Here is a 22,388-nt window from a genome sequence, read left to right as displayed (position 1 = left end):
CGGTTCCAGAGGCGGGCTATCAGCCGCCGGTCATGTTCATGAAACGCAGGATCTGCACCTCGCCGCCCACCTCGAAGTGATGGCGGTAGGGCTTGAGCTGCATGGCATCGCGGATGGCGGCTTCCAGCCGGGCGCTGTCGCCGGGGTGCTGGCGCAGCACCTGCTTGAGGTCCACCGAGTGCTCGTTGCCCAGGCACAGCAGCAGCCGGCCCTCGACGGTCAGGCGCACGCGGTTGCAGGTGGCGCAGAAGTTGTGGCTGTGCGGCGAAATGAAGCCGACCCGGGTATTCGGCGCCTCGGCCAGGCGCCAGTAGCGGGCCGGGCCTTGTGACGATTCGGCCGACTCGACCAGGGTGAAGTGCGCGGCCAGGCGCTCGCGCACCTCGTCGCTGGAACAGTACGACTCGCCACGCTGGTGCTCGCTGATCACCCCCAGGGGCATCTCTTCGATGAACGAGATATCCAGTTCGCGATCGATGGCAAAACGCACCAGGTCGACGATTTCGTCGTCGTTGCGGCCCTTGAGCACCACCGCGTTGAGCTTGGTGCGGCGAAAACCTGCGGCGCGGGCGGCGTCGATGCCGTTGATCACCTGCTGCAAATCGCCGGTGCGGGTGAGGGCGCGAAAACGCTCGGGGTCGAGGCTGTCGAGGCTGATGTTCAGGCGCGTGACGCCGGCATCGAACAGCGGCTGGGCCAGGCGGCCGAGCTGCGAGCCGTTGCTGGTCAGGCACAGTTCGCGCAGGCCAGGCAGGGCGGCGATGCGTTGGCACAGGCCGACGATACCCTGGCGTACCAGCGGCTCGCCGCCGGTCAGGCGGATCTTGCGGGTGCCCAGGGCGACGAAGCGCTCGGCCACCTGGTATAGCTCTTCGAGGCTGAGGATCTGCTGGCGCGGCAGGAACTGCATGTCTTCGGCCATGCAGTAGACGCAACGGAAGTCACAGCGGTCGGTGACCGACATCCGCAGGTAGTCGACTTTGCGATTGAAACCGTCGATCAGGGCCGGGGGCTGTTGCACAGATGCGCTCGAAGGAAAAAGGGCTATGCGATCCAAGCTAACGCCGGTGGCCAGCAGCGTCAAATTGCTTTGCCTGACCGCTTGATCGACAGCCTCTATCACGAGTGCAGGCCTTTATTCATCGGGCTTGTCGTGGGAGCGCGCTTGCCACGCGCGAGGCCAGCACAGGCCTGCATCACAGCATGATCGACAGCACCTATCACAGCGTAAGACATTTCGATTGGACGCCCCCACCACCCCCTCAATAGGCTGGAAGCAAGCAGCAGGCCACGGGACCTGCCGCACCTTTCAAATGCCCGCGTGAGGATCGACCGCATGAGCCAGGACCAACACATCAGGGACTACAAGGGGCCGGCCGCCGGCTGGGGCGCGCTGAAAAGCGTGACCAAGAGCTGGCTGGGCAGCGAGAACGCCTTCAAGAACCTGCGGGCCATGCTCAAGACCAACCAGAACGGCGGCTTCGACTGCCCCGGCTGCGCCTGGGGCGAGTCGCCGGAAAGCGACATGGTCAAGTTCTGTGAAAACGGCGCCAAGGCGGTCAACTGGGAAGCCACCGGCCGTTCGGTGGACCCGGCGTTCTTCGCCAAGTACAGCGTCAGCGCGCTGCGCGAGCAGACCGACTACTGGCTGGAATACCAGGGCCGCCTGACCCACCCGATGCGTTACGACGCCGCCACCGACCATTACGTCGAAACCAGCTGGGAAGAGGCCTTCGCCCTGATCGGCGAGCACCTGAACGCCCTTGAATCCCCCGACCAGGCCGAGTTCTACACCTCGGGCCGGGCCAGCAACGAGGCGGCGTTTCTCTACCAGCTGTTCGTGCGCGCCTACGGCACCAACAACTTCCCCGACTGCTCGAACATGTGCCACGAGGCCAGCGGCGCCGGCATGTCGGAAACCCTCGGAGTGGGCAAGGGCACCGTGGTGTTCCATGACCTGGAGCTGGCCGACGCGATCTTCGTGATTGGCCAGAACCCCGGCACCAACCACCCGCGCATGCTCGAACCGCTGCGCGAAGCGGTCAAACGTGGTGCCCAGGTGGTGTGTTTCAACCCGCTCAAGGAGCGTGGCCTGGAGCGCTTCCAGCACCCGCAGCACCCGCTTGAGATGCTCAGCAACGGCTCCGAGCCGACCACCAATGCCTACTTCCGTCCGGCCCTGGGCGGCGACATGGCGGCCATGCGCGGCATCGCCAAGTTTTTGCTGCAGTGGGAGCGTGAGGCGCAGCTCAATGACCAGCCGGCAGTGTTCGACCACGCCTTCATCGCCGAACACACCAGCGGTGTCGAAGCCTACCTTGAAGTCGTCGATGCCACCCCGTGGGAGCATATCGTCGAGCAGTCGGGGCTGAGCAAGGCCGAGATCGAGCTGGCCGCGCGCATGTACCGCAAGGCCGAACGGGTGATCATGTGCTGGGCCATGGGCGTCACCCAGCACCGCCATTCGGTGCCGACCGTGCAGGAAATCGTCAATCTGCAGCTGCTGCGCGGCAACGTCGGCAAGCCGGGGGCGGGGCTGTCGCCAGTACGTGGTCACAGCAACGTGCAGGGCGACCGCACCATGGGCATCGACGAAAAGCCCAAGGCAGTGCTGCTCGATGCCCTGGAAAAACGCTTTCAGTTCAAGGTGCCGCGCGCCCACGGCCACAACGCCGTGCTGGCGATCAAGGCCATGGAGGAAGGCCGGGCCAAGGTGTTCGTCGCCCTGGGCGGCAACTTCGCCCAGGCCACCCCGGACACCCCGCGCACCCACGCGGCGCTGCGCAACTGCGCGCTGACCGTGCAGATTTCTACCAAGCTCAACCGTTCGCACCTGGTGACCGGGCGCGATGCCTTGATTCTGCCGTGCCTGGGCCGCACCGAGATCGACCTGCAGGCCGAAGGGCCGCAGGGCGTGACCGTGGAAGACACCTTCAGCATGGTGCATATCTCCCACGGCCAGCTCAAACCGCGCTCGCCGCACCTGCGCTCGGAGCCTGCGATCGTCGCCGGCATGGCCAAGGCCGTCCTGGGCGACACACCGATCGACTGGGAATACGCGGTTGCCGACTACGGGCGTATTCGCAGCATGATCGCCGACGTGATCCCGGGCTTTACCGACTTCAACGAGCGCCTGCAGTCGCCGGGCGGCTTCCACCTGGGCAACAACGCTGCCGAGCGCAACTTCCGCACCAGCACCGGCAAGGCCCGTTTCAGTCCCAGCCCGTTGCCCGAGCAACTGGTCAACGCCAAGGTGCTGGCCCGTGGCGACAAGCCTGACCTGATTCTGCAGACCCTGCGTTCGCACGACCAGTACAACACCACGCTGTATGGCCTGGATGACCGCTACCGCGGGGTGTTCGGCCTGCGTGAGGTGGTGTTCGTGAATGAGGCCGACATCCGCCGGCTGGGCTTCGAGCCGGGCGAGCAGGTGGACCTGGTGTCGCTGTGGGAGGATGGCGTGGAGCGCCGGGTGTCGGGCTTCCGCCTGGTGGCCTATGACGTGCCCGAGGGCCAGGCGGCGGCCTATTACCCCGAGACCAACCCGCTGGTGCCGCTGGAAAGCTATGGCGATGGCACCTATACGCCGACCTCGAAGTTCGTGGCGATCAAGGTGGTGAAGGCCCCGGCGGGTAACCGTATTGCGGCAGCCACGGCGCAGTGATCGGAGTTTTATGCGACCGTTGTAGGAGCGGCCTTGTGTCGCGATGGGCCGCGAAGCGGCCCCAGGGTTAAAAGACAAACGCAAAAAATGCTGGGGCCGCTTTGCGGCCCATCGCGACACAAGGCCGCTCCTACAGAGGTCGCATGGCCTTCAGGTAAACATCACCGGCTCACCGGAAACGCCGTGGTGTACTTCATCTGCTCCATGGCAAAGCTCGAGGTGATGTTGGACAACCCGTCGGTGCTGGTGATGAGCTTCTTGTAGAAGTGGTCGTATGCCTTGATGTCACCCACCACCACCCGCAGCATGTAGTCCCAGTCGCCCGACATGCGGTACACCTCCATCACTTCCTCGAACGCCGTCACCGTGGCGGCAAATTGCGCCAGCCACGTGCTGTCGTGGCGCTGGGTCTTGAGCTGGACGAACACCGTCAGGCCCAGGCCCAGGCGCTCGGGGTCGAGCAACGCGACGCGGCTGCGGATGTAGCCTTCCTCTTCCAGGCGCTTGACCCGCTTCCAGCACGGGGTGGTCGACAAGTTGACCGCTTCGGCCAAATCCTTGAGCGACATCGAGGCATCGCGCTGGAGCAGGGTGAGGATGTGCTGGTCGAAACTGTCCATGGCGCAATCGGGCTCGAAGGGAGAAAAAGTTACCTCAAGATTAGCCGTTTGCCGTAAAGGGTGGAAACATCACCTGCCTGTGACGACAACAACGTTCCGCCCAGCGCCTGGCGCAGGCGGATATGAGATAGTGGCGCCTTTCCCCTACACGCCACGAGCCCGAGCATGTCCGACAAGCCGCGCAATTTCGCCACCCGTACCATCCACGCCGGCGAGCAGTCCAGCGTTGCCGACAACGCCATCTTCCCGGCCATCGTCACTTCCAGCTCGTTCATCAAGCGCGGCCTGGACGACCACCCCGAATACGCCTACAGCCGCGTCAGCAACCCCACCCGGCACGCCTACGAAACCTGCGTGGCCGCGCTGGAAGAAGGCGTGGGCGCGGTGGCCTGTGCCTCGGGGGTGAACGCCACCGCCACGGTGCTGGAACTGCTCGACAAGGACGCCCATGTGGTGGTGATGAACGGCGTCTACGGCGGCACCTTCCGCCTGCTGGAAGACTACCGTGCACGCACCTCGGGGCTGACCACCACCTACGTCGACCTCAACGACCTGGACGCCGTGGCTGCGGCCATCCGCCCTGAAACCCAGCTGATCTGGATCGAGTCGCCGACCAACCCGCTGCTGCACCTGGTGGATATCCAGGCGCTGTGCACGCTGGCCCGCGAGCGCGGCATCCTCACCTGCATCGACAACACCTTCTGCTCGCCGTGGAACCAGCAGCCGATCACCCTCGGCGTAGACCTGGTGATGCACTCGGCGAGCAAGTACATCGGCGGCCACTCCGACCTGACTGGCGGCGTGGTGGTGGCGGCCAACGACGCGCTGCTCAAGCGCCTGCGCCACATCAGCATGGCGGTGGGTGCCATCCAGGGGCCGTTCGACTGCTACCTGGCGCTGCGCGGGTTGAAGACGCTGGATGTGCGCATGGAGCGCCAGAGCGCCAACGCCTTGCGCGTCGCCGAATACCTGGAAAACCATCCGCAGGTGGAGCAGGTGTTCTACCCGGGGCTGCCAAGCCACCCGCAGCATGAACTGTGCAAGCGCCAGATGCGCGCCGGCGGTGCCGTGGTGGCGCTGCGCATCAAGGGCGACCGGGCTGCGGTCAACCGGTTGGTGGAGGCGTTGCAGATCTTCGTGCTGGCCGATTCGCTGGGCGGGGTGGAGAGCATGATCAACCACTCCTGGAGCATGTCGCACAACTCGTTGAGCCCGGCGCAGAAGGGCGAGATGGGCATCAGCGAGAACCTGCTGCGGTTGTCGGTGGGGATCGAGGATTACCGTGACCTGATCGAAGACCTGGATGCAGCGCTGAAGGCCTCGGCCTGACCTGCAAATGATCGCGGGGCAAGCCCGCTCCCACGTTGAGCGTGGGAGCGGGCTTGCCGGCGATGGCGTCAGTGAATTCAGTGAAGGGCGTTCAGGACTTGGGCGGGTGGATGATCCGTTCGATCTTGTCCTTGAGCAGCAGCCGCTCCTTGCGCAGCTTGTTGACGGCCTCATCGTTGGTGCCGTTGCCTTCGGCGGCCAGCACCTCCTTGTCCTTGGCGTTGTATTCCTTGTGCAGCTTGTGCAGGTCCTGGTCCTTGTCGATCAGTGCCTGGAAATTCTCAGCGGTAATGTGCAGGTCAGCGAGCAAATCGTGCGGAACTGGCATTTCTTCACCTCTGTCTGGGGTTGGCGAAAGGGCCTGAGCCATGAGGATAGCCCCCTTTGCGCCGCCGCGGAAAGCCGGCAAGCCATGACGGGCCTGGCTGAATAATCGCTGAATGAAAACTGTTTAACGGATGAAAACTGCATCCGCACCAATTGTTACCAAGTTTTTCACAAAAAATTGATGCTAGGCTTTCTAGAGTTCGGCCAACTTTCCAGGGTGCCCCTGTTGCCCCCTGGCCGCTCATGAACTCTACGTGCGAATGCCAATGTTGAAAGTCAAATCCCTGCGGACTGAATGGGTCACGCTGTTGGCCAGCCTTTACCTGTTGATTGGCCTCAACACCTTTCTTTGGGGGCACCTGGAGAGCATCCTGCCGCCCGGCATGGTGGGGCTCTGGCTGGGCCTGGCATTCGCCGTGCTGATGCTGTTCGCGTTCAACTTGATACTGACACTGTTGGCGTTTCGTTATGTATTGAAACCGGTATTGATCATCTTGTTCATGAGTGGCGCCAGTGTTGCTTATTTCATGAATCAATACGGTGTACTTATTGACGCGGGCATGTTCCGCAATGTCGCCGAAACCAATGTTTCGGAAGTGCGCGACTTGTTGTCGATCAAGTTTGCGCTGTATATCGTGCTGCTGGGCATACTGCCCTCGCTGCTGCTATGGAAAGCACGCATCGCCTACCGCCCCTGGCACCGCGAGCTGCTGGGCAAGCTGGTGGTCAGCGGCGCCTGCGTGGCGGCATTGGGCTCGGTGGCGCTGGTCAACTACCAGGGGCTGTCGTCGCTGTTTCGCAACCACCACGAACTGCGTCTGATGCTCACCCCAAGCAATATCGTCGGCGCCTCCATCGGTTATGTCAGCGAGCAGGTCGGCACCGCCGCGCGGCCGTTCCAGGCCTATGGCGAAGATGCCCGTCGCGATGCCGCCTGGCAGCACCACCAGCGCAAGTCGCTGACCGTGCTGGTAGTGGGTGAAAGTGCCCGGGCCGAGAACTTCGGCTTGCTCGGCTACAACCGTGATACCACGCCGAAACTGGCCAAGCAGCAGGGCCTGCTGAGTTTTAGCGACGTGCACTCGTGCGGCACCGAAACCGCCGTGTCGGTGCCGTGCATGTTCTCCGGCATGGGCCGCAAGGACTACGACGCGCGGGTGGCGAAAAACCGCGAAGGCCTGCTGGATATTCTCCAGCGCGCCGGCCTCAGCGTGCAGTGGCGTGACAACCAGTCCGGCTGCAAGGGCACCTGCGACCGCGTGCAGTTCATCGACGTGAGCAACCTCAAGGACCCAGCCCTGTGCGCCAGTGGCGAATGCCACGACGAAATCCTGCTGCAGGGCCTGGGCGAGCTGATCGACAACCTCGACAAGGATACCGTGCTGGTGCTGCACCAGATGGGCAGCCACGGCCCGGAATACTTCAAGCGCTACCCGCAAGGCCAGGAGCCGTTCCAACCGGTGTGCCGCAGCAATGCGCTGAACCAGTGCAGCCGCGACGAGATCATCAACGGCTACGACAACACCCTGGCCTACACCGACAACGTGCTGTCGTCGCTGATCGACACCCTGCGCAGCAAGCAGGACAAGGTCGACACCGCCATGCTTTACCTGTCCGACCACGGCGAGTCGCTGGGCGAGTACAACCTGTACCTGCACGGCACCCCGTACGCCATCGCACCGGACCAGCAGAAGCACGTGCCGATGGTGGCCTGGTTCTCCGACAGCTACCAGAAGGACTTTGGTGTGGACACCGAATGCATGGCCAAGCTGCGCGACGCGCCGCTGTCCCAGGACAACCTGTTCCACTCGATGCTGGGCCTGTTGCAGGTGCGCACCGGCGTGTACCAGCAGTCGCTGGACATGTTCGCCAGCTGCCGGCCATGGCTGGCGGCGGGTCGCTGAACAACGTCTTGCGCCGCCCCCTGTAGGCGCCGGCTTGCCGGCGATCACCGGCGCAGCCGGTGCCAGCGGATGCCTGCAAGGGCCTATCGCCGGCAAGCCGGCTCCTACAGGTGCGGCGAGGACCCGCCGGGCGCTTTCACAACCGCCCGGCACCACGGATGGCGCGAGGTTTCACCCCCAAGGCCCGCGCCGTATATACTGCGCGCCAATGTTAGTGGGAGAGCCTCGTGGCCATCGAAATTCACTGGATCCGTGACGACCAGAGCCTGGCCGAACACTGCCAAGCCTGGCGCGAACTGCCCTATGTAGCACTCGACACCGAATTCATGCGGGTCGACACCTTCTACCCCAAGGCGGGCCTGATCCAGATCGGCGACGGCAAGCGCGCCTTCCTCATCGACCCTCTGTTGATCCGCAACTGGCAACCCCTGGCCGCGCTGCTCGAAGACAGCGGCGTGGTCAAGGTGCTGCACGCCTGCAGCGAAGACCTCGAGGTGCTGCTGCGCCTGACCGGCAAGCTGCCGCAGCCGCTGTTCGACACCCAGCTGGCTGCCGGCTACCTGAACATCGGCTTCTCCATGGGCTACTCGCGCCTGGTGCAAGAGGTGCTGGGGCTCGAGCTGCCCAAGGGCGAAACCCGCTCCGACTGGTTGCAACGCCCGCTGTCCGAGACCCAGGTAAGCTACGCCGCCGAAGATGCCGTGCACCTGGCCGAGCTGTTCACCGCCTTGCGCCCGCGCCTGAGTGATGACAAGTACGCCTGGGTGCTGGAGGACGGCGCAGAGCTGGTGGCTGCGATGCGCCGCGAGGTCGACCCGCAGACGCTGTACCGCGAGGTGAAGCTGGCCTGGAAGCTGTCGCGCCAGCAACTGGCTGTATTGCGCGAGCTGTGCGCCTGGCGCGAGCGTGAAGCGCGCAACCGCGACGTGCCTCGCAACCGTATTCTGAAGGAACACTCGCTGTGGCCGATGGCCAAGTCCCAGCCCGACAACCTGTCGGCACTGGCGAAAATCGACGAGATGCACCCGCGCACCATCCGCCAGGACGGCCAGTTCCTCATCGAGCTGATCAAGCGCGCCGGCAGCCAGCCCGCCGAGCAGTGGCCACAGGCTTTGCCCGAGCCGCTGCCGATCGAGGCCGCCGGCATTCTCAAACGCCTGCGTGCCATCGGCCAGGCCGAAGGCGAGCGCCTGCAGATTGCCCCGGAGCTGATGCTGCGCAAGAAAGCCCTCGAAGCGCTGCTTAAAAGCGGCTACCCCGACGGCCCCTATCAACTGCCCGATGCGTTGCGCGGCTGGCGCCGCGAGCGCATGGGCCAGGCCCTGCTGGACGATTTGGCGGGTGCCGGAGACAAGCCATGAAACGTATCTGCTCGATCTACAAGAGCCCGCGCAAGAACGAAATGTACCTGTACGTGCTCAAGGCCGAAGGCCTGGAGCGCGTGCCCGAGGGCCTGTTGCCGGTGTTCGGCACCCCGGTGCACGCTTTTGACCTGGTGCTGACCCCCGAGCGCAAGCTGGCGCGCGAAGACATCGCCAAGGTGCTGGAGAACCTCGACAACCAGGGCTACCACCTGCAGATGCCGCCGCTGGAAGACGAGTACATCGAGCACCTGCCCGAAGAGCTGCTGCGCCGCAACGACCCGGTCTGAGCCGGGCGCCATCGCATCTTGTACAGCGGCCCGCCTGGCGGGCCGCGTTCGTTGTCTGCCAAGGTTGTGTTTTACATGCGCGTTCTGATCGCTGAACAGGATCATGCCAACTACGCCCGCCTGCTGGGCGAGGCGGCGCCGGACCTGGAGGTCCTGACCAGCGGCGATTCCGCCGAGCTGGCACGTTTCGCCCCCGACTGCCCGGTATGGCTGGGCCAGCCGGACCTTTTGGCCAGCCTGCTGCGCCAGGGCCACAAGCCTGACTGGATGCAGTCGACCTGGGCCGGTATCACCCCGCTGCTGGCCGACGGCCTGCCGCGCGACTACCGCCTGACCCGCGCCGTGGGCATCTTCGGCCAGGTGATGGCCGAGTACATGCTCACCTACATGCTGGCGCACGAGCGCGAAGTGCTGTCGCGCCTGGTCAGCCAGGTGGAACGGCGCTGGGACGACCGCCCCGGGCGCACCCTGGAGGGCCGCCGGGTGCTGATCGTCGGCACCGGCGATATCGGCCAGCGCGTCGCTGAGTTTCTCGTGCCCTTTGGCGTGACGCTGTATGGCGTGGCCAGCAGTGCCCGCGAGCAGGCGCCGTTCGCCGAGGTGGCCGGGCTCGACCAGTTGCCGCGCATGGTGGCCCAGGTGGACTACGTGCTGAACCTGCTGCCCGATACCCCAGCCACCCACGACCTGTACGATGCGGCGCTGTTCCAGTGCTTCCAGCCTGGCGCGTTGTTCATCAACGCCGGGCGCGGCGCGGCGGTGGTCGATGCCGACCTTGTCGAGGCGCTCAAGCAGGGCCACCTGGCCGGTGCGGTGATCGATGTGTGCCGCCAGGAGCCGCTGCCCCAGCGCCACCCGTTCTGGACCGCCTGGGGCTTGCTGCTGACCGGGCACAGCTCGGCGCCCACCTCGCCTGCGGCGATGGTGCGGTTGTTCGTCGAGAATGTGCGGGCTTATGCGGCGGGGCAGGGGATGCGTGGCGAAGTGGATTTCGCCCGGGGTTATTGAGCCTTTATTGCCTGTACCGGCCTCTTCGCGGGCAAGCCCGCTCCCACAGGATTACCTGTGACCTGAGGAAACAGATAAACCTGTGGGAGCGGGCTTGCCCGCGAAGAGGCCGGTACAGCCAGCCGACTATTTACAGGCTGAACTCACCCTCAGCCGCCAGCTCGCTCAGCGGCCGGCGCGGGCTCGGTACTTCGCGGCTTTGCAGGCCTTCGGCCAGGGTCGCCTTGTCACCCAGCTTGCCGATCGCCACCATGGCATGCAGCTCATAGCCTTCGGGGATCTTCAGCTCGCTACGGGCCAGCGCCTGGTCGAAACCGGCCATGCCGTGGGTGTGCCAGCCGCTGATGCTGGCCTGCAGCGCCAGGTGGCCCCAGGCGGAGCCGGTGTCGAAGGTGTGCCACAGGGCCGGCTTTTCTTCATCCGAGCCAGGCGCTGCGAACGTGGTCTTGGAGATCACCAGCACCAGCGCCGAGGCCTGCTGCGCCCAGCTGCGGTTGAACTCGTTGAGGATCGCCAGGTAGCGCTCCCAGCTTGGCGTGTCGCGGCGGGCATACAAGAAGCGCCAGGGCTGCGAGTTGTAGGCCGACGGCGCCCAGCGCGCGGCTTCGAGGAAGCTCAGCAGGGTTTGCTGGCTGATCGGCTCGGCGGTAAAAGCCCGCGGCGACCAGCGATTGATGAACTGCTCGTTGATGGCGTAGTCGGCGATGCGTGGGTTGGCGCTCATGGGTGCTCCTGCAAAGGTGGGCAAAGACCGCACGCTACTGCGTCCGGCTGGCACTGACAAGCGGTCTGGCTTTGCCGCCGCACTGCCTCTAGACTGGCGCCGCCGCGCGCCGCGGATTCACGTTGAATGCAGGAAACCGTGTGATGATCGCCGATACCGCGCCCTTCTGGCGGCGCAAGAGCCTCGAACAACTCGACAGCAAAGAGTGGGAATCGCTGTGCGACGGCTGCGGCCTGTGCTGCCTGCAAAAGCTCGAGGACGAAGAGGACAACGCCGTCTACTACACCAGCATCGCCTGCAAGTTGCTGGACCTGCAGACCTGCCAGTGCAGCGACTACCCCAACCGCTTCGAGCATGTGCCGGACTGCATCCAGTTAACGCCCGGCAAGGCCGACCAGTTCAAGTGGCTGCCGCCCACCTGCGGCTACCGCCTGGTCAGCGAGGGCAAGGACCTGCCGGCCTGGCACCACCTGGTCAGCGGCGACCGCAAGCAGGTGCATGAGCAGCGCATTTCCCGGTCGGGGCGCATGCTCAGCGAAAACGATGTGGATGAAGACGACTGGGAAGACCACCTGATTTTCCGCGCCGGCTGAAAATCTTCGCCTCTGGGGAACAAGGAGTTTCTGTATGCGTCGCCCGCTGTTGTTGCTTGTCGGCCTGCTGGCCAGTACCCAGGTACTGGCAAAGAAGGTCGACCTCGATTACCAGGTACGTTTGCTGCCGCAAAGCGGCCAGGCCGAGGTGCGCCTGACCCTGGCCGACGGCAGCGCGGTGCGCAGCCTGGACTTCGACCTGGGCAACGGCAACAGCTACAGCGACTTTTTGGCCGACGGCCAATGGCAGGTGCAGAACGGCCGTGGCCTGTGGCACCCGGCGCCGGGCAAGACCAGCCTGAGCTACCGCGTCCAGCTCGACCAGCAACCCGGCGGGGCGGCCCATGAAACCCGCATCACCGCACACTGGGCGCTGTTCCGTGGCGACCAGCTGGTGCCGCCGGCGCGCCTCGACCAGCAGGACGGCACCGAGCTGGTGTCGCGCCTGGCCTTTGATTTGCCTGCCGGCTGGAAAAGCGTTGAAACCGCCTGGCCGCGCATTGGCCGGCAGAAGTTTCGCATCGACGACGTATCACGCCTGTTCGACCGCCCCACCGGTTGGATGCTCGCCGGCAACCTCGGCAGCCGCCGCGCGCGCCTGGGGGAAACCGAAGTCACCGTGGCCGCACCGCAAGGGCAGGGCATGCGGCGCATGGACACCCTGACGCTGCTGACCTTCGTCTGGCCGCAACTGCAGGCGGTGTTCCCGCGCAACCCGCCCAAGCTGCTGATTGTCGGCGCCCGTGACGGCATGTGGCGCGGGGCGCTGGCCGGCAACAACTCGCTGTACCTGTACAGCGCAGGGCCGTTGATCGGTGAAAGCGGCAACAGCCCGCTGCTGCGCGAAGTCGTGCAGCAGTTCGCCCGGATCAACGACCGCGAGCGCAGTGACTGGCTGGGCGAAAGCTTCACCGAGTATTACGCCACCGAGTTGCTGCGCCGTGCAGGCGGTATCAGCGACGACCGCTACGCCACCTTGCAGGCGCGGCTGAACAAGCTCGGCGCCAAGGTCACCCAGCTCAAGGGCGCCAAGGCCGATGCCGCCCAGGTGGCCCGTGGCGTGCTGCTGCTGCAGGCGCTGGACCGCGAGATCCGCCTGCACACCCACGACAAGCGCTCGCTGGACGACGTGGCCCGGGCGCTGATGCGCCTGTCCAGCGTGAGCACCGACGAGTTCGTGCAGATCAGCGAGAACGTGCTCGGGCGCCAGTCCGAGGTGTTGCAGAGCAAGGTGTTGCGCTGAACACGGCTGCGGTGCGATCCCTGTAGGAAATCACCCAGCCCTTTGGGCTGCGCTGTCGCGCAGAGAATGGGGCACGAGCCAACCGCGGCCCCTGTGGGAGCGGGCTTGCCCGCGAACACCGGCGAAGCCGGTGCCAGACACCGCGTTGCCTGCTTCGCGGGCAAGCCCGCTCCCACAGGTCCCTGCTAAGTCAATGAGTTATGTGCAGTTCCATGAGGGCCGGCTTGTCGGCGATAGGGCCGGAGCAGGCAGTGCAGGGCACCGGCGTTGCCGGTGATCGCCGGCAAGCCGGCTCCTACAAGGGCAGCATAAGCCTGAAGATTACACGATCCCTGTTCAACCGCCCGCCAACGGATCCTTCCCGGTCACGGTCACCGCACGGGTGGCCGCCTCGGCACTGGCCTTGAGCGCCTTCAGCTCCCGCGCGCCGCGTTCGATGTCGCGGTGCAGGCGGTGATATTCGGCGCGGTGGCGCTGCCACCAGGCTTTGGTCGAGCAGCGCCCGCTCACGCCGCGGGCCAGGGCCAGGCCGCCGACGGCCACCTGCAGCATGCCCAGCAGGCCACCATGGCGCAGCCCCTTGCTGATCATCAGCGCGCCACCGGCCAGCGAACTCAGGCGTTCCAGGCCATGGACGTTGTGTTCGGGGGTGGCCTGGGAGGTAGGGATTTCGAACATCGCACGGTCTCCTGTGTGCATGGGTTATGCAGCTGACCCCGTCTTTACGCTGACTGTTCAATCCCCCTGCCGAGTGGCGCAACCGCTCTAGCATGACCTTTCTGGCCAACTGAGGGTCCGCCAGGGGCAACTTGGCCACCCGGGGCTGGACTAGTTTTGGCTGGCGCGAAGCCCTGGCTTGCCAGGTTTCGGCTGTATTTTTGCTGTGGCATCCCAGGCTTCGCGCCCTCCCATAACAAGTCCAAGAAGGGATCAGGATGACTAATTCAACTGCGGGTAGCGCCGGCAACCAGCTGGCGCAAGGTTTCAAGCCGCGGCATGTGACCATGCTGTCGATCGCCGGGGTGATCGGCGCCGGGCTGTTCGTCGGCTCCGGCCATGCCATCGCCGCTGCCGGCCCTGCGGCCATCGTCGCCTATGCCCTGGCCGGCACCCTGGTGGTGCTGGTGATGCGCATGCTCGGTGAAATGGCCGTGGCCAGCCCCGACACCGGCTCGTTCTCCACCTACGCCGACCGTGCCATCGGCCGCTGGGCCGGCTTCACCATCGGTTGGCTGTACTGGTGGTTCTGGGTGCTGGTGATCCCCATCGAGGCCATCGCCGCCGGGGTGGTGCTGAACAACTGGTTCCCGCACATCGAGCCCTGGTTCTTCGCCCTGGCCATGACCGTGGCACTGACCGCCACCAACCTGTTCAGCGTGGCCAAGTACGGCGAGTTCGAGTTCTGGTTCGCCATGCTCAAGGTGATCGCCATCGTCGCCTTCATCGGCCTGGGCGCCTTTGCCCTGGCCGGCGCCCTGCCTGATCGCCAGGTCAGCGGCCTGGCGCAGCTGATGGCCAGCCACGGCGGCTTCATGCCCAACGGCTGGACGGCGATCATCGGCGCCTTGCTCACCACCATGTTCAGCTACCTGGGCACGGAAGCGGTGACCATCGCTGCCTCTGAGTCCTCGGACCCGGCGCGCAACATCGCCAAGGCCACCCGCTCGGTGATCTGGCGCATCAGCGTGTTCTACCTGCTGTCGATTTTCGTGATCATCTCGGTGGTGCCATGGAACGACCCGCTGCTGCCGGTGCAGGGCTCGTACCAGCGGGCGCTGGAAATCATGCACATCCCCTATGCCAAGTTCCTGGTCGACATGGTGGTGCTGGTGGCGGTGGCCAGTTGCCTGAACTCGTCGATTTATATTTCCTCGCGCATGCTGTTCTCCCTGGCCAAGCGCGGTGATGCGCCGGCGGCCATCGGCCGAACCTCGAAAGTGGGTGTACCGCGGGCGGCGGTGGTCGGCAGCACGCTGATCGGCATGCTCACCACCATCGTCAACTACTTCGCACCGGCCGAGGTGTTCGGCTTCTTGCTGGCCAGTTCCGGCTCCATCGCCTTGCTGGTGTACCTGGCCATCGCGTTCTCGCAGCTGCGCATGCGTGCGGTGCTGGAGAAGCAGAACCAGCCTATTGCCTTCAAGATGTGGCTGTACCCCTACCTGACCTGGGCGGTGATCGGCTTCATCATCTTTGCCCTGGGGGTGATGTTCGTGATGCCGCAGCACCGGTTGGAGGTGTCGCTGACCATTGGGTTGGCGTTGGTGATTTTGCTGATCGGGGTGGTGAATCAGCGCAGGCACAAGCCGGTACCTGTGCTGGCGCAAGCCTGACCCGTGTAGGAGCGGCCTTGTGCCGCGAAAGGGCTGCGTAGCAGCCCCGGCGATCTTGCATGATGTCGAGATCTTTGGGGCCGCTGCGCGACCCTTTCGCGGCACAAGGCCGCTCCTACAGGTGGGCGCGCGGCTCAGAGGGTTTCGCGCTTGGGTGCCTTCACGCAGCCGAAGCGCTTTTCCCGCGATGGGCTGTAGCCGAAGAACGACGCATAGCACTTGCTGAAATGGCTGGCCGAGACAAACCCGCAGGCCACCGCCACATCCAGTATCGGCAAGTCCGAATACTGCAGCAGCCGACGGCTTTCGGTGATGCGCAGCTCCAGGTAGTAGCGCACCGGCGTGGTACCCAGCTGGTGCTGGAACAGCCGGCCGATCTGGCGCTTTGAGCGCCCGACATAGTCCGCCAGTTGATCCTGGCTCAGCGGCTCTTCCAGGTTGGCATTCATCAGGTTGATCGCCTCGCGCAAAGGCTCGCTGATATTCGTCTGCGGCGCGGCAGTGGTGCGCTTGTAGCGTGAGGCCTCGAACGCCAGGATCGCCCCGATGCCTTCGGCCAGACCCTGGCCGCGCAAACGCCCGAGCCATTCCAGCACCATGCTGAAGGCCCCGCCGGGGCTGGCCGCGCTGAGCCGGTCACCGTCCACCACGAAGCTGTCGGTGGACACCTGGCTGTGCCGGGCAATTTCGGCCACGGCGCCGCGGTGCTCGGGGTGTACCGCGCAGCGGTGGCCGTCGAGCAGCCCGGCCTGGCCGAGAAACCACGCCCCGTTCCACAGCCCGCCCAGGGCCACGCCCTTGCGCGCCAGGGCCTGCAGCAGGGTGGTCAGTTCGGGTGTGGCGGTCAGCGCGGTACGCAGCCCGCCACACACCACGAACAGGTCCAGCGGCTGCTCCAGGCTTTGTGGTGCGGCCCCGGCCGGGCAGATGACGATGCCCAGGTCGCTGCTCACCGAGCCGCCGTCGAGGGTAAAGGTAATGCTGCTGCAGGCCTGGGGCTGGATCAGGTTGGCGGTAACCAGGGTGTCCAGGGCCTGGGTGAAGGCTGGCAGCGAAAAGTGCTCCAGCAGCAGAAAGCCCACGCGCGCCTGTTGGCCGGTGGGCTGTGCTGCCTGGCTGGTGAACCGCGAGTTGTGCCCTTGCAGGGCATTGCTGAAATTTCGAGTCGGGAGCAACGGGTGTTTCTCTTGCATGCAGGTTGAAAGACGGCGGGCGATCCTGCCCGCCGGGTATGGGTTCAATGGGCGGGCAGGGCCCCCCGGCGACGTTCCAGCAGGCCACGGGACAGGCGGTCGAGCAGCAGCGCCACGGCAACGATCGCAAGGCCGGCGCGCAGGCCCAGGCCCATCTCCATGCGGGTCAGGCCGCGGGTCACTTCGGCGCCCAGGCCACCGGCGCCGACCAGCCCGGCCAGCACCACCATGGCCAGCGACAGCAAAATGCACTGGTTCAGGCCCACCAGCAGGGTGGGCAGGGCGCTGGGCAGTTCGATCTTGAGCAGAATGGTGGCCGGCTTGGCGCCGGTGGCCTGGCCCAGCTCCAGCAGGTCCTTGGGCACCTGGCGAAAGCCAAGGCTGGTCAGGCGCAACATCGGCGGGATGCCATAAATGACCGTGGCGATGATCGCCGGCACCTTGCCCAGGCTGAAGATGATCACCGCCGGTATCAGGTACACCCATGGCGGCACGGTCTGCATGATGTTCATCACCGGGCCTATGGCATTGTCGAAGCGCTTGACCCGTGCTGCCAGGATGCCCAGCGGGAAGGCGATGGCCACGGCGATCAGCACCGCCACCGACACCAGTGCGATGGTCTGCATCGAGGCGGCCCAGAAGCCGCTGATCCAGCAAAAGCCCAGCAGCACGCCGGCCAGCACGGCGTTGCGCAGGCTGATGAACACCGCGGTCAAGCCGCACACCACGGCGATCAGCGCCCAGGCCGGCGGCAGCAGCAGGGCGGCTTCGATCGCCCCGAGTACCGCTTCGACGAAGTGGCTGATGGCGACGAACAGGCCGTGCAGGTTGGCGTTGAGCCAGTCGAATACTGGCGCCAGGTAGGCCCCGGGCGAGACGTTCAGCTCAGTGAGATTCATGGCGGGCCTCCTGGGCGCTGCCGCTCTGGGCAAGGCGGTCGAGGATCAGGGTCAGCACCACGATGGCGATGGCGGCGTTGATCGAACGGGCGATGTCCAGGGTGCGGATGGCGTTGTAGATCACCTCGCCCAGCCCGCCGGAGCCGACGATGCCGGCGATCACCACCATGCCGAAGGCCATCATCAGGCTCTGGTTGATGCCGGTCATGATGCTCGGCAGGGCGAATGGCAGGCGGATCTTGACGAACTGCTGCCAGCCGGTGGTGCCACTGGCGTGGCCCAGTTCGATAAACACCTTGGGGGTCATGCGGATGCCCAGCGCAGTCAGGCGCAGCACCGGCGGCACGGCGACGATGAAGGTGGCTACCAGCGCGGTGCCGGCGCCAAAGCCGAGCAGGGCGATGGCCGGCAGCAGGTAGATGTACGGCGGCAGGGTCTGGATCAGGTCCAGCACCGGTTCGCTGATGCGGTACAGGGTGGGCGACAGGCCCGCCGCCACACCGCAGGGGATGCCCACCAGCAGCGCCAGGCTGGTGGCGGTGAGCACCAGGGCCAGGGTGCTCATGGTCTGCGGCCACAGGCCCATCACCGCGCACAGCAGCAGCGCGGCCAGGGTGCCGATGGCGAAGCGCCGCCCGGCCAGGCGCCAGGCCAGCAGGGCGAACAACAGCGCGGCGACGTAGAAGGGCGGCAGGCTCAGCACCCACAGCACCGCCTGGTACAGCGCCTTGAGCACGTCGTTCAGCGCATCGAAGATATGCGAGGCGTTGTCCGAGAGCCACATCAGGCCGTTGTCGACGGTGGCATCGAAGGCATCGGCAAAGTCGGACGGGTTCATGCCGAGCCCTCCCGTGGCGAGGGTACCGCGCGCAGCGGGGTTTCCGGCGGCACGCCCTGCACGGCGCGCAGCAGCGCGCGCTGGCTGATCACGCCGACCAGCGCACCGTTGTCGCGAATACCCACGGCGTCCTGGCCGGAGCGGATCAGCAGGTTGATCAGGGTGTCCAGGTCGCTGTCGGGGCTGGCGCACTCCAGGTGTTCGAGGTTTTCGCCACGGGCCGGCGGCTGCATGATCGAGTGGGCCTTGACCAGGTGCAGGCGCGAGATGCCGGCGACGAATTCGGCCACGTAATCGTCGGCCGGGCTGAGCACGATATCCTCGGCGGTGCCTTCCTGGATGATCACGCCATCTTTCATGATGGCGATGCGATCGCCGATGCGAATGGCTTCTTCGAGGTCATGGGTGATGAACACCGCCGACTTGCCCAGCGACTTGGTCAGCTCGCGGAACTCGTCCTGCAACTGGCGGCGGATCAGCGGGTCGAGGGCGCTGAAGGGCTCGTCCATGAGGATCACTTCGGGGTCCGAGGCGATGGCCCGGGCCAGGCCCACGCGCTGCTGCATGCCGCCGGACAGCTCTGCGGGGTAGCGGTTGGCCCAGTCGCTCAAACCGACCTTGGCCAGGGCGCGGCCGGCCACTTCATGGCGTTCGGCCTTGCCCACGCCTTGCACTTCAAGGCCGAAGGCTGCGTTTTCCAGCACCGAGCGGTGCGGCAGCAGGGCGACGCTCTGGAACACCATGCCGATATGTTTGGCGCGCACCTCGCGCAGGGCGGCGGCATCGAGCCGGGAAATATCCCGGCCCTTGACCAGCACCTCGCCGCTGGTGGGCGTGATCAGACGGTTGAGCAGGCGGATCAGGGTGGACTTGCCACTGCCGGACAGGCCCATGATGCAGAAGATCTCCCCGCGGCGAACCTGCAGGCTGACGTCACTGACGCCCACCACGCAGCCGTATTCCTGGAGGATCTGGGTTTTGCTCAGGCCGCGCTCGCGGTAGGCCTGCAGGGCGGCCGGCGCGCGGTCGCCGAAAATCTTCCAGACGCCGCGGCAATCGACCAGGGTTTCAACAGCATTATCGGTATTCATATGTGCACCCGAACCAGAGGTTTTCTGGTGTGTTCTTGTGTTCAAGTTCGGCAGTGGCAAAGGCAGTGATGCCTGAATCAGTACTTCTTCATGCTGGCCCAGCGTTTGAGCAGGTCGCCGTGACTGTCGGTCCAGTCCTTGATCGCCTGGTCCATGGTCTTGCCGTCGTTGACTGCCTGGTTGATGTCGCCAATGTCCTTGAGCGGCACGTAGACGCTGGCCAGCACTTCGCGGGCTTCGGCGTTGGCTTCGTTTGCGCTGAAGCCTTTCTGGCCGATCCAGTAGTAGGTTTGTGGCGGGGCGAAGATGCCTTTGGGGTCGGCGAGGAACTTGGTGTCGTACTTGATCGCCATCCAGGTCGGCTCCCACAGGGTCACGGCCACCCACTCCTTGCGGTCGACCGCCGATTTGAGCGCGGCAGTCATGGCCGCGGTGCTGCCCTCGACCAGGTTGAGCTTGAGGTCGTAGTCCTTCACCGCCTTGGCCGCTTCACCCATCAGGCCCGCACCGGGCTCGATGCCGATGATCTTGCCGCCGAACTTGTCGGCGTTGGCGTTGAGCTGCTCGACCGAATCGATGTTCACGTACTTGGGCACGGCGATGCCCTGGTACAGGCCGTGGGACACTGGAGAGATCTTCTCCAGGCGGTTTCGGTTCTTGTCCCAGTAGTCCTTGGCCACGTAGTTGATCTGCGAGGCGAGGATCTGCACATCGCCCTTGGTCAGCGCCGCGTAGGCGATGCCCCATTCGGAGAAGGTGGTCAGCTCGACCTTGTAGCCGGCGTTTTCCAGGGCCTTTTTGGTGATGCCGCTGATCGGCATGATGTCTTCCCAGGCCATGGTGCCCATCTTGATGACCTTCTCGTCGGCATGGGCCTGGCACAGCCCGAGGCCGACCATTGCCAATGCGCACAGCGCCTTGCGGATACGATTCATGTAGTGCTCCTTCGAGGTGTGGAAACGGGCGTTAGCGGCCCTTTGTTGTTGTCGTTGTCGAATTTCACCTGCGCGAATCCTCAGCCGGGCAAAACAGCCCGTCAGGGTTGCGTACTACTCAATCGGTATTGCACCGGGCACTGCCCGGGGGCCATCAACCGCCCTTGATGCTGGCGGCCAGGTCGTCCACCAACCCCTGGGGGGCGATGTACAGCTGCATGTTGCAGCGCGACAGTTCCCAGTGTTCGAACACCAGGTCGACCACCGCGCCTTCGTCGTGGCGGCCGAAGGCTTCGATGAAGCTGTCGTGGTGCGCCACGGCCAAGGCCAGGTCGCGTTCCATCTCGCTGTTGCGCGGGCGGAAAAACGTGTTGCCGATGCGCGCATGGTCGATCAGCAGGCGCCCCAGGCTCGGTTCGAGGTAGGGGTTGCCGGACATCTGGCCCATGATTTCGTGAAAGCGGTTGTTCTCCACCACCAGGGCGCGGGCGTCGTGCTCGGTGCTGGCGCGGCGAAAGCGCTCTTGCGTGGCACACAGCTCGCGCAACTGGCCGGGCTTGTAGTTGTGCACCGCCAGGCGGCCGATGGCGGCGTAGACCATCGGCGCCACCAAAAAGAAGTTGCGCAGCGTCGAGTGGTTCATCGGCGCCACCCGGGCGCCGCGGTGTTCCTGGATGTCCAGGTAGCCTTCACCGGCCAGGCGGCGGAACACTTCACGCACCGGGGTACGCGACAGGCCATAACGCGCGCTCAGGCCCAGTTCGTCGAGCAACTGGTCGGGGTCCAGCTCCATGGTCAGGATCTGGTGCTTCAAGTCTTCGTACAGGTCGTTCTTGCCGCTTCTCATGAAGACCCCCGTTGCGCTGGCAGTCGGAGTGATGGCTGTTGCGAAGCAGGTTGGCACGGGATCGGAGGGTGGTCAATCAGGTTGTATTCTTTGTGTATACCTAAAAAATTCAGCCAGAATACCCAGCGACCCAACAGATACATGGCTTTGCGCCGCTGAACTTGTCTGATTGTAGTACGCAAAACCGTCGCATTTGGACACGAGCCTGTCGTCAGCGGATAAGCGTCGCTTTACCGATATCGTTCCATGGTCGCGGGCACGGTCGCCGCTGTATGTGGTGAAATAGCCGCAGTCTCACAAAGGGCTTCTGCCCGGCTGAAACCGCTCATCGAAAAAGCTGTAGACACATTGTCTAACGCTCACCTATAGTCATTATACAAACAGTAGACACAAGCCAATGACAACTAAAAAGGCCGCCATGAAAGCCACTGCTGATGTCCACCCACTGACCGGCGATGTGCCGCTCGACCGCAAGGGCGTGCTCGCCGACGCGTTGCGCCGGCGCATCCTGAGCATGGAGCTGGCACCGGGCGCAGTGGTTGACGAACTGGCGCTTTGCGAAGAGTTCGGCCTGTCGCGGCCACCAGTGCGCGAGCTGCTGCGCCAGATCGCCGCCGAAGGCTACATCGAGCTGGAAACCAACCGCGCGCCCCGGGTGGCGGCGATGAACCACGACTCGCTGCACAGCTTCTTCCTGGCCGCGCCGCTGCTCTACGTGGCCACCACGCAACTGGCGGCAACCTACGCCACGGCTGCCGAGATCAAGGTGCTGAAGGCGATTCAGGAGCAATTCCGCCAGGCCATCGTCGAGCGCGACGTGGAAAACCGGGTGATCTACAACGACGCCTTCCACCTGGAAATCGGCAAGATGGCGCACAACGAGTACCTGATGCCGAGCCTGCGCCGGGTGCTGATCGACCACACCCGCCTGGGCACCATCTTCTACCGTCACCCGACCACCAGCGACATGCAGGCCGACCTTGAGCTGGCCTGCCTGCAACACGACCAGATGATCGAGGCGATCGAACGCCGCGACCCGGAAACCGCCGGGCGCCTGGTACGTGAACACATGGAACTGTCGCGCCGGCGCATGGCCGAGTACGCAGCGCCGCAAGGCATGGATGTGGCTTTGAACCTGTAGCACCGACGCTCTCCACCGCCCCTTGCTGCAAGGGGCAGGTGAGGAACA

At 64.8% G+C, this 22,388-nt stretch carries 21 protein-coding genes; 10 read left to right on the top strand and 11 right to left on the bottom strand.

Annotated features, from left to right (window positions below; all coding sequences use genetic code 11):
- Positions 1–19: 19 nt before the first annotated feature.
- Entirely contained in the window at positions 20–1,021 is a 1,002-nt protein-coding gene (gene moaA / locus ACI2KK_RS02480) for a GTP 3',8-cyclase MoaA (protein ID WP_217839849.1), read from the bottom strand.
- A gap of 315 nt (positions 1,022–1,336) precedes the next feature.
- Between moaA and ACI2KK_RS02475 the strand changes: the two genes are divergently transcribed.
- Positions 1,337–3,664, top strand: a complete 2,328-nt coding sequence (locus ACI2KK_RS02475; RefSeq protein ID WP_404667746.1) for an FdhF/YdeP family oxidoreductase — start codon at positions 1,337–1,339, stop codon at positions 3,662–3,664.
- Between the two features lie 161 nt (positions 3,665–3,825).
- Here ACI2KK_RS02475 and ACI2KK_RS02470 read toward each other — a convergent pair whose 3' ends face one another.
- Entirely contained in the window at positions 3,826–4,284 is a 459-nt protein-coding gene (locus tag ACI2KK_RS02470; protein WP_404667745.1) for an Lrp/AsnC family transcriptional regulator, read from the bottom strand.
- Between the two features lie 165 nt (positions 4,285–4,449).
- On the opposite strand from ACI2KK_RS02470, the gene ACI2KK_RS02465 reads away from it, so the two are divergent.
- Positions 4,450–5,613: a trans-sulfuration enzyme family protein gene (locus tag ACI2KK_RS02465; protein ID WP_404667744.1), complete on the top strand. Its 1,164-nt coding sequence runs from the start codon at positions 4,450–4,452 to the stop codon at positions 5,611–5,613.
- 91 nt (positions 5,614–5,704) lie between these two features.
- Here the strand turns inward: ACI2KK_RS02465 and ACI2KK_RS02460 are convergent, their stop codons facing one another.
- Positions 5,705–5,941 carry a YdcH family protein gene (locus ACI2KK_RS02460; RefSeq protein WP_404667743.1) on the bottom strand — a complete coding sequence of 79 codons (237 nt, stop codon included), beginning with the start codon at positions 5,939–5,941 and terminating at the stop codon, positions 5,705–5,707.
- 265 nt (positions 5,942–6,206) lie between these two features.
- Here ACI2KK_RS02460 and ACI2KK_RS02455 point away from each other — a divergent pair, with 265 nt between their 5' ends.
- The 4 genes from ACI2KK_RS02455 to ACI2KK_RS02440 all read left to right on the top strand — a co-directional run bounded on the left by ACI2KK_RS02455 (position 6,207) and on the right by ACI2KK_RS02440 (position 10,503).
- Positions 6,207–7,844, top strand: a complete 1,638-nt coding sequence (locus tag ACI2KK_RS02455; protein ID WP_404667742.1) for a phosphoethanolamine transferase — start codon at positions 6,207–6,209, stop codon at positions 7,842–7,844.
- A gap of 227 nt (positions 7,845–8,071) precedes the next feature.
- On the top strand, positions 8,072–9,205 hold the full coding sequence (gene rnd / locus ACI2KK_RS02450; protein WP_404667741.1) for a ribonuclease D: 1,134 nt from the start codon (positions 8,072–8,074) through the stop codon (positions 9,203–9,205).
- Entirely contained in the window at positions 9,202–9,495 is a 294-nt protein-coding gene (locus ACI2KK_RS02445) for a YcgL domain-containing protein (RefSeq protein ID WP_217839842.1), read from the top strand. Before rnd ends, ACI2KK_RS02445 begins: the two co-directional genes overlap by 4 nt.
- Before the next feature lie 75 nt (positions 9,496–9,570).
- Positions 9,571–10,503, top strand: coding sequence for a D-2-hydroxyacid dehydrogenase (locus ACI2KK_RS02440; RefSeq protein WP_404667740.1), 933 nt, complete (start codon positions 9,571–9,573; stop codon positions 10,501–10,503).
- Positions 10,504–10,633: 130 nt separating this feature from the next.
- On the opposite strand, the gene ACI2KK_RS02435 is transcribed toward ACI2KK_RS02440, so the two are convergent.
- Positions 10,634–11,227, bottom strand: coding sequence for a nitroreductase family protein (locus tag ACI2KK_RS02435; protein WP_404667739.1), 594 nt, complete (start codon positions 11,225–11,227; stop codon positions 10,634–10,636).
- Between the two features lie 143 nt (positions 11,228–11,370).
- On the opposite strand from ACI2KK_RS02435, the gene ACI2KK_RS02430 reads away from it, so the two are divergent.
- Complete coding sequence (locus ACI2KK_RS02430) at positions 11,371–11,820, top strand: YcgN family cysteine cluster protein (protein ID WP_404667738.1); 450 nt, start codon at positions 11,371–11,373, stop codon at positions 11,818–11,820.
- A gap of 34 nt (positions 11,821–11,854) precedes the next feature.
- A complete protein-coding gene (locus ACI2KK_RS02425) occupies positions 11,855–13,063 on the top strand; it encodes a hypothetical protein (protein ID WP_404667737.1) in 1,209 nt (402 codons plus the stop codon).
- 336 nt (positions 13,064–13,399) lie between these two features.
- Here the strand turns inward: ACI2KK_RS02425 and ACI2KK_RS02420 are convergent, their stop codons facing one another.
- A complete protein-coding gene (locus tag ACI2KK_RS02420; protein WP_404667736.1) occupies positions 13,400–13,741 on the bottom strand; it encodes a DUF2892 domain-containing protein in 342 nt (113 codons plus the stop codon).
- Between the two features lie 257 nt (positions 13,742–13,998).
- Here ACI2KK_RS02420 and gabP point away from each other — a divergent pair, with 257 nt between their 5' ends.
- Positions 13,999–15,396: a GABA permease gene (gene gabP / locus ACI2KK_RS02415; protein WP_404667735.1), complete on the top strand. Its 1,398-nt coding sequence runs from the start codon at positions 13,999–14,001 to the stop codon at positions 15,394–15,396.
- Between the two features lie 134 nt (positions 15,397–15,530).
- On the opposite strand, the gene ACI2KK_RS02410 is transcribed toward gabP, so the two are convergent.
- The 6 genes from ACI2KK_RS02410 to ACI2KK_RS02385 all read right to left on the bottom strand — a co-directional run bounded on the left by ACI2KK_RS02410 (position 15,531) and on the right by ACI2KK_RS02385 (position 21,199).
- Complete coding sequence (locus tag ACI2KK_RS02410; RefSeq protein ID WP_404667734.1) at positions 15,531–16,571, bottom strand: GlxA family transcriptional regulator; 1,041 nt, start codon at positions 16,569–16,571, stop codon at positions 15,531–15,533.
- Between the two features lie 62 nt (positions 16,572–16,633).
- Positions 16,634–17,488, bottom strand: coding sequence for an ABC transporter permease (locus ACI2KK_RS02405; protein ID WP_369987677.1), 855 nt, complete (start codon positions 17,486–17,488; stop codon positions 16,634–16,636).
- On the bottom strand, positions 17,475–18,326 hold the full coding sequence (locus ACI2KK_RS02400; protein ID WP_217886082.1) for a proline/glycine betaine ABC transporter permease: 852 nt from the start codon (positions 18,324–18,326) through the stop codon (positions 17,475–17,477). The genes ACI2KK_RS02405 and ACI2KK_RS02400 overlap by 14 nt, the downstream gene beginning before the upstream one ends.
- Positions 18,323–19,417, bottom strand: coding sequence for a glycine betaine/L-proline ABC transporter ATP-binding protein (locus ACI2KK_RS02395; protein WP_404667733.1), 1,095 nt, complete (start codon positions 19,415–19,417; stop codon positions 18,323–18,325). The genes ACI2KK_RS02400 and ACI2KK_RS02395 overlap by 4 nt, the downstream gene beginning before the upstream one ends.
- A 77-nt stretch (positions 19,418–19,494) precedes the next feature.
- On the bottom strand, positions 19,495–20,352 hold the full coding sequence (locus tag ACI2KK_RS02390) for a glycine betaine ABC transporter substrate-binding protein (protein ID WP_404667732.1): 858 nt from the start codon (positions 20,350–20,352) through the stop codon (positions 19,495–19,497).
- 154 nt (positions 20,353–20,506) lie between these two features.
- Positions 20,507–21,199 (bottom strand): GntR family transcriptional regulator, encoded by a 693-nt coding sequence (locus ACI2KK_RS02385; RefSeq protein WP_404667731.1) that lies wholly within the window; start codon positions 21,197–21,199, stop codon positions 20,507–20,509.
- Between the two features lie 418 nt (positions 21,200–21,617).
- On the opposite strand from ACI2KK_RS02385, the gene ACI2KK_RS02380 reads away from it, so the two are divergent.
- Complete coding sequence (locus ACI2KK_RS02380) at positions 21,618–22,340, top strand: GntR family transcriptional regulator (RefSeq protein ID WP_404667730.1); 723 nt, start codon at positions 21,618–21,620, stop codon at positions 22,338–22,340.
- Positions 22,341–22,388 lie beyond the last annotated feature (48 nt).

The sequence above is a fragment of the Pseudomonas sp. NPDC089406 genome, from assembly GCF_044900265.1.
Classification (GTDB): Bacteria; Pseudomonadota; Gammaproteobacteria; order Pseudomonadales; family Pseudomonadaceae; genus Aquipseudomonas; species Aquipseudomonas fakonensis.
Note: the sequence above shows the minus strand (reverse complement) of the source record. Positions and strands in the feature narration are given on the sequence as shown.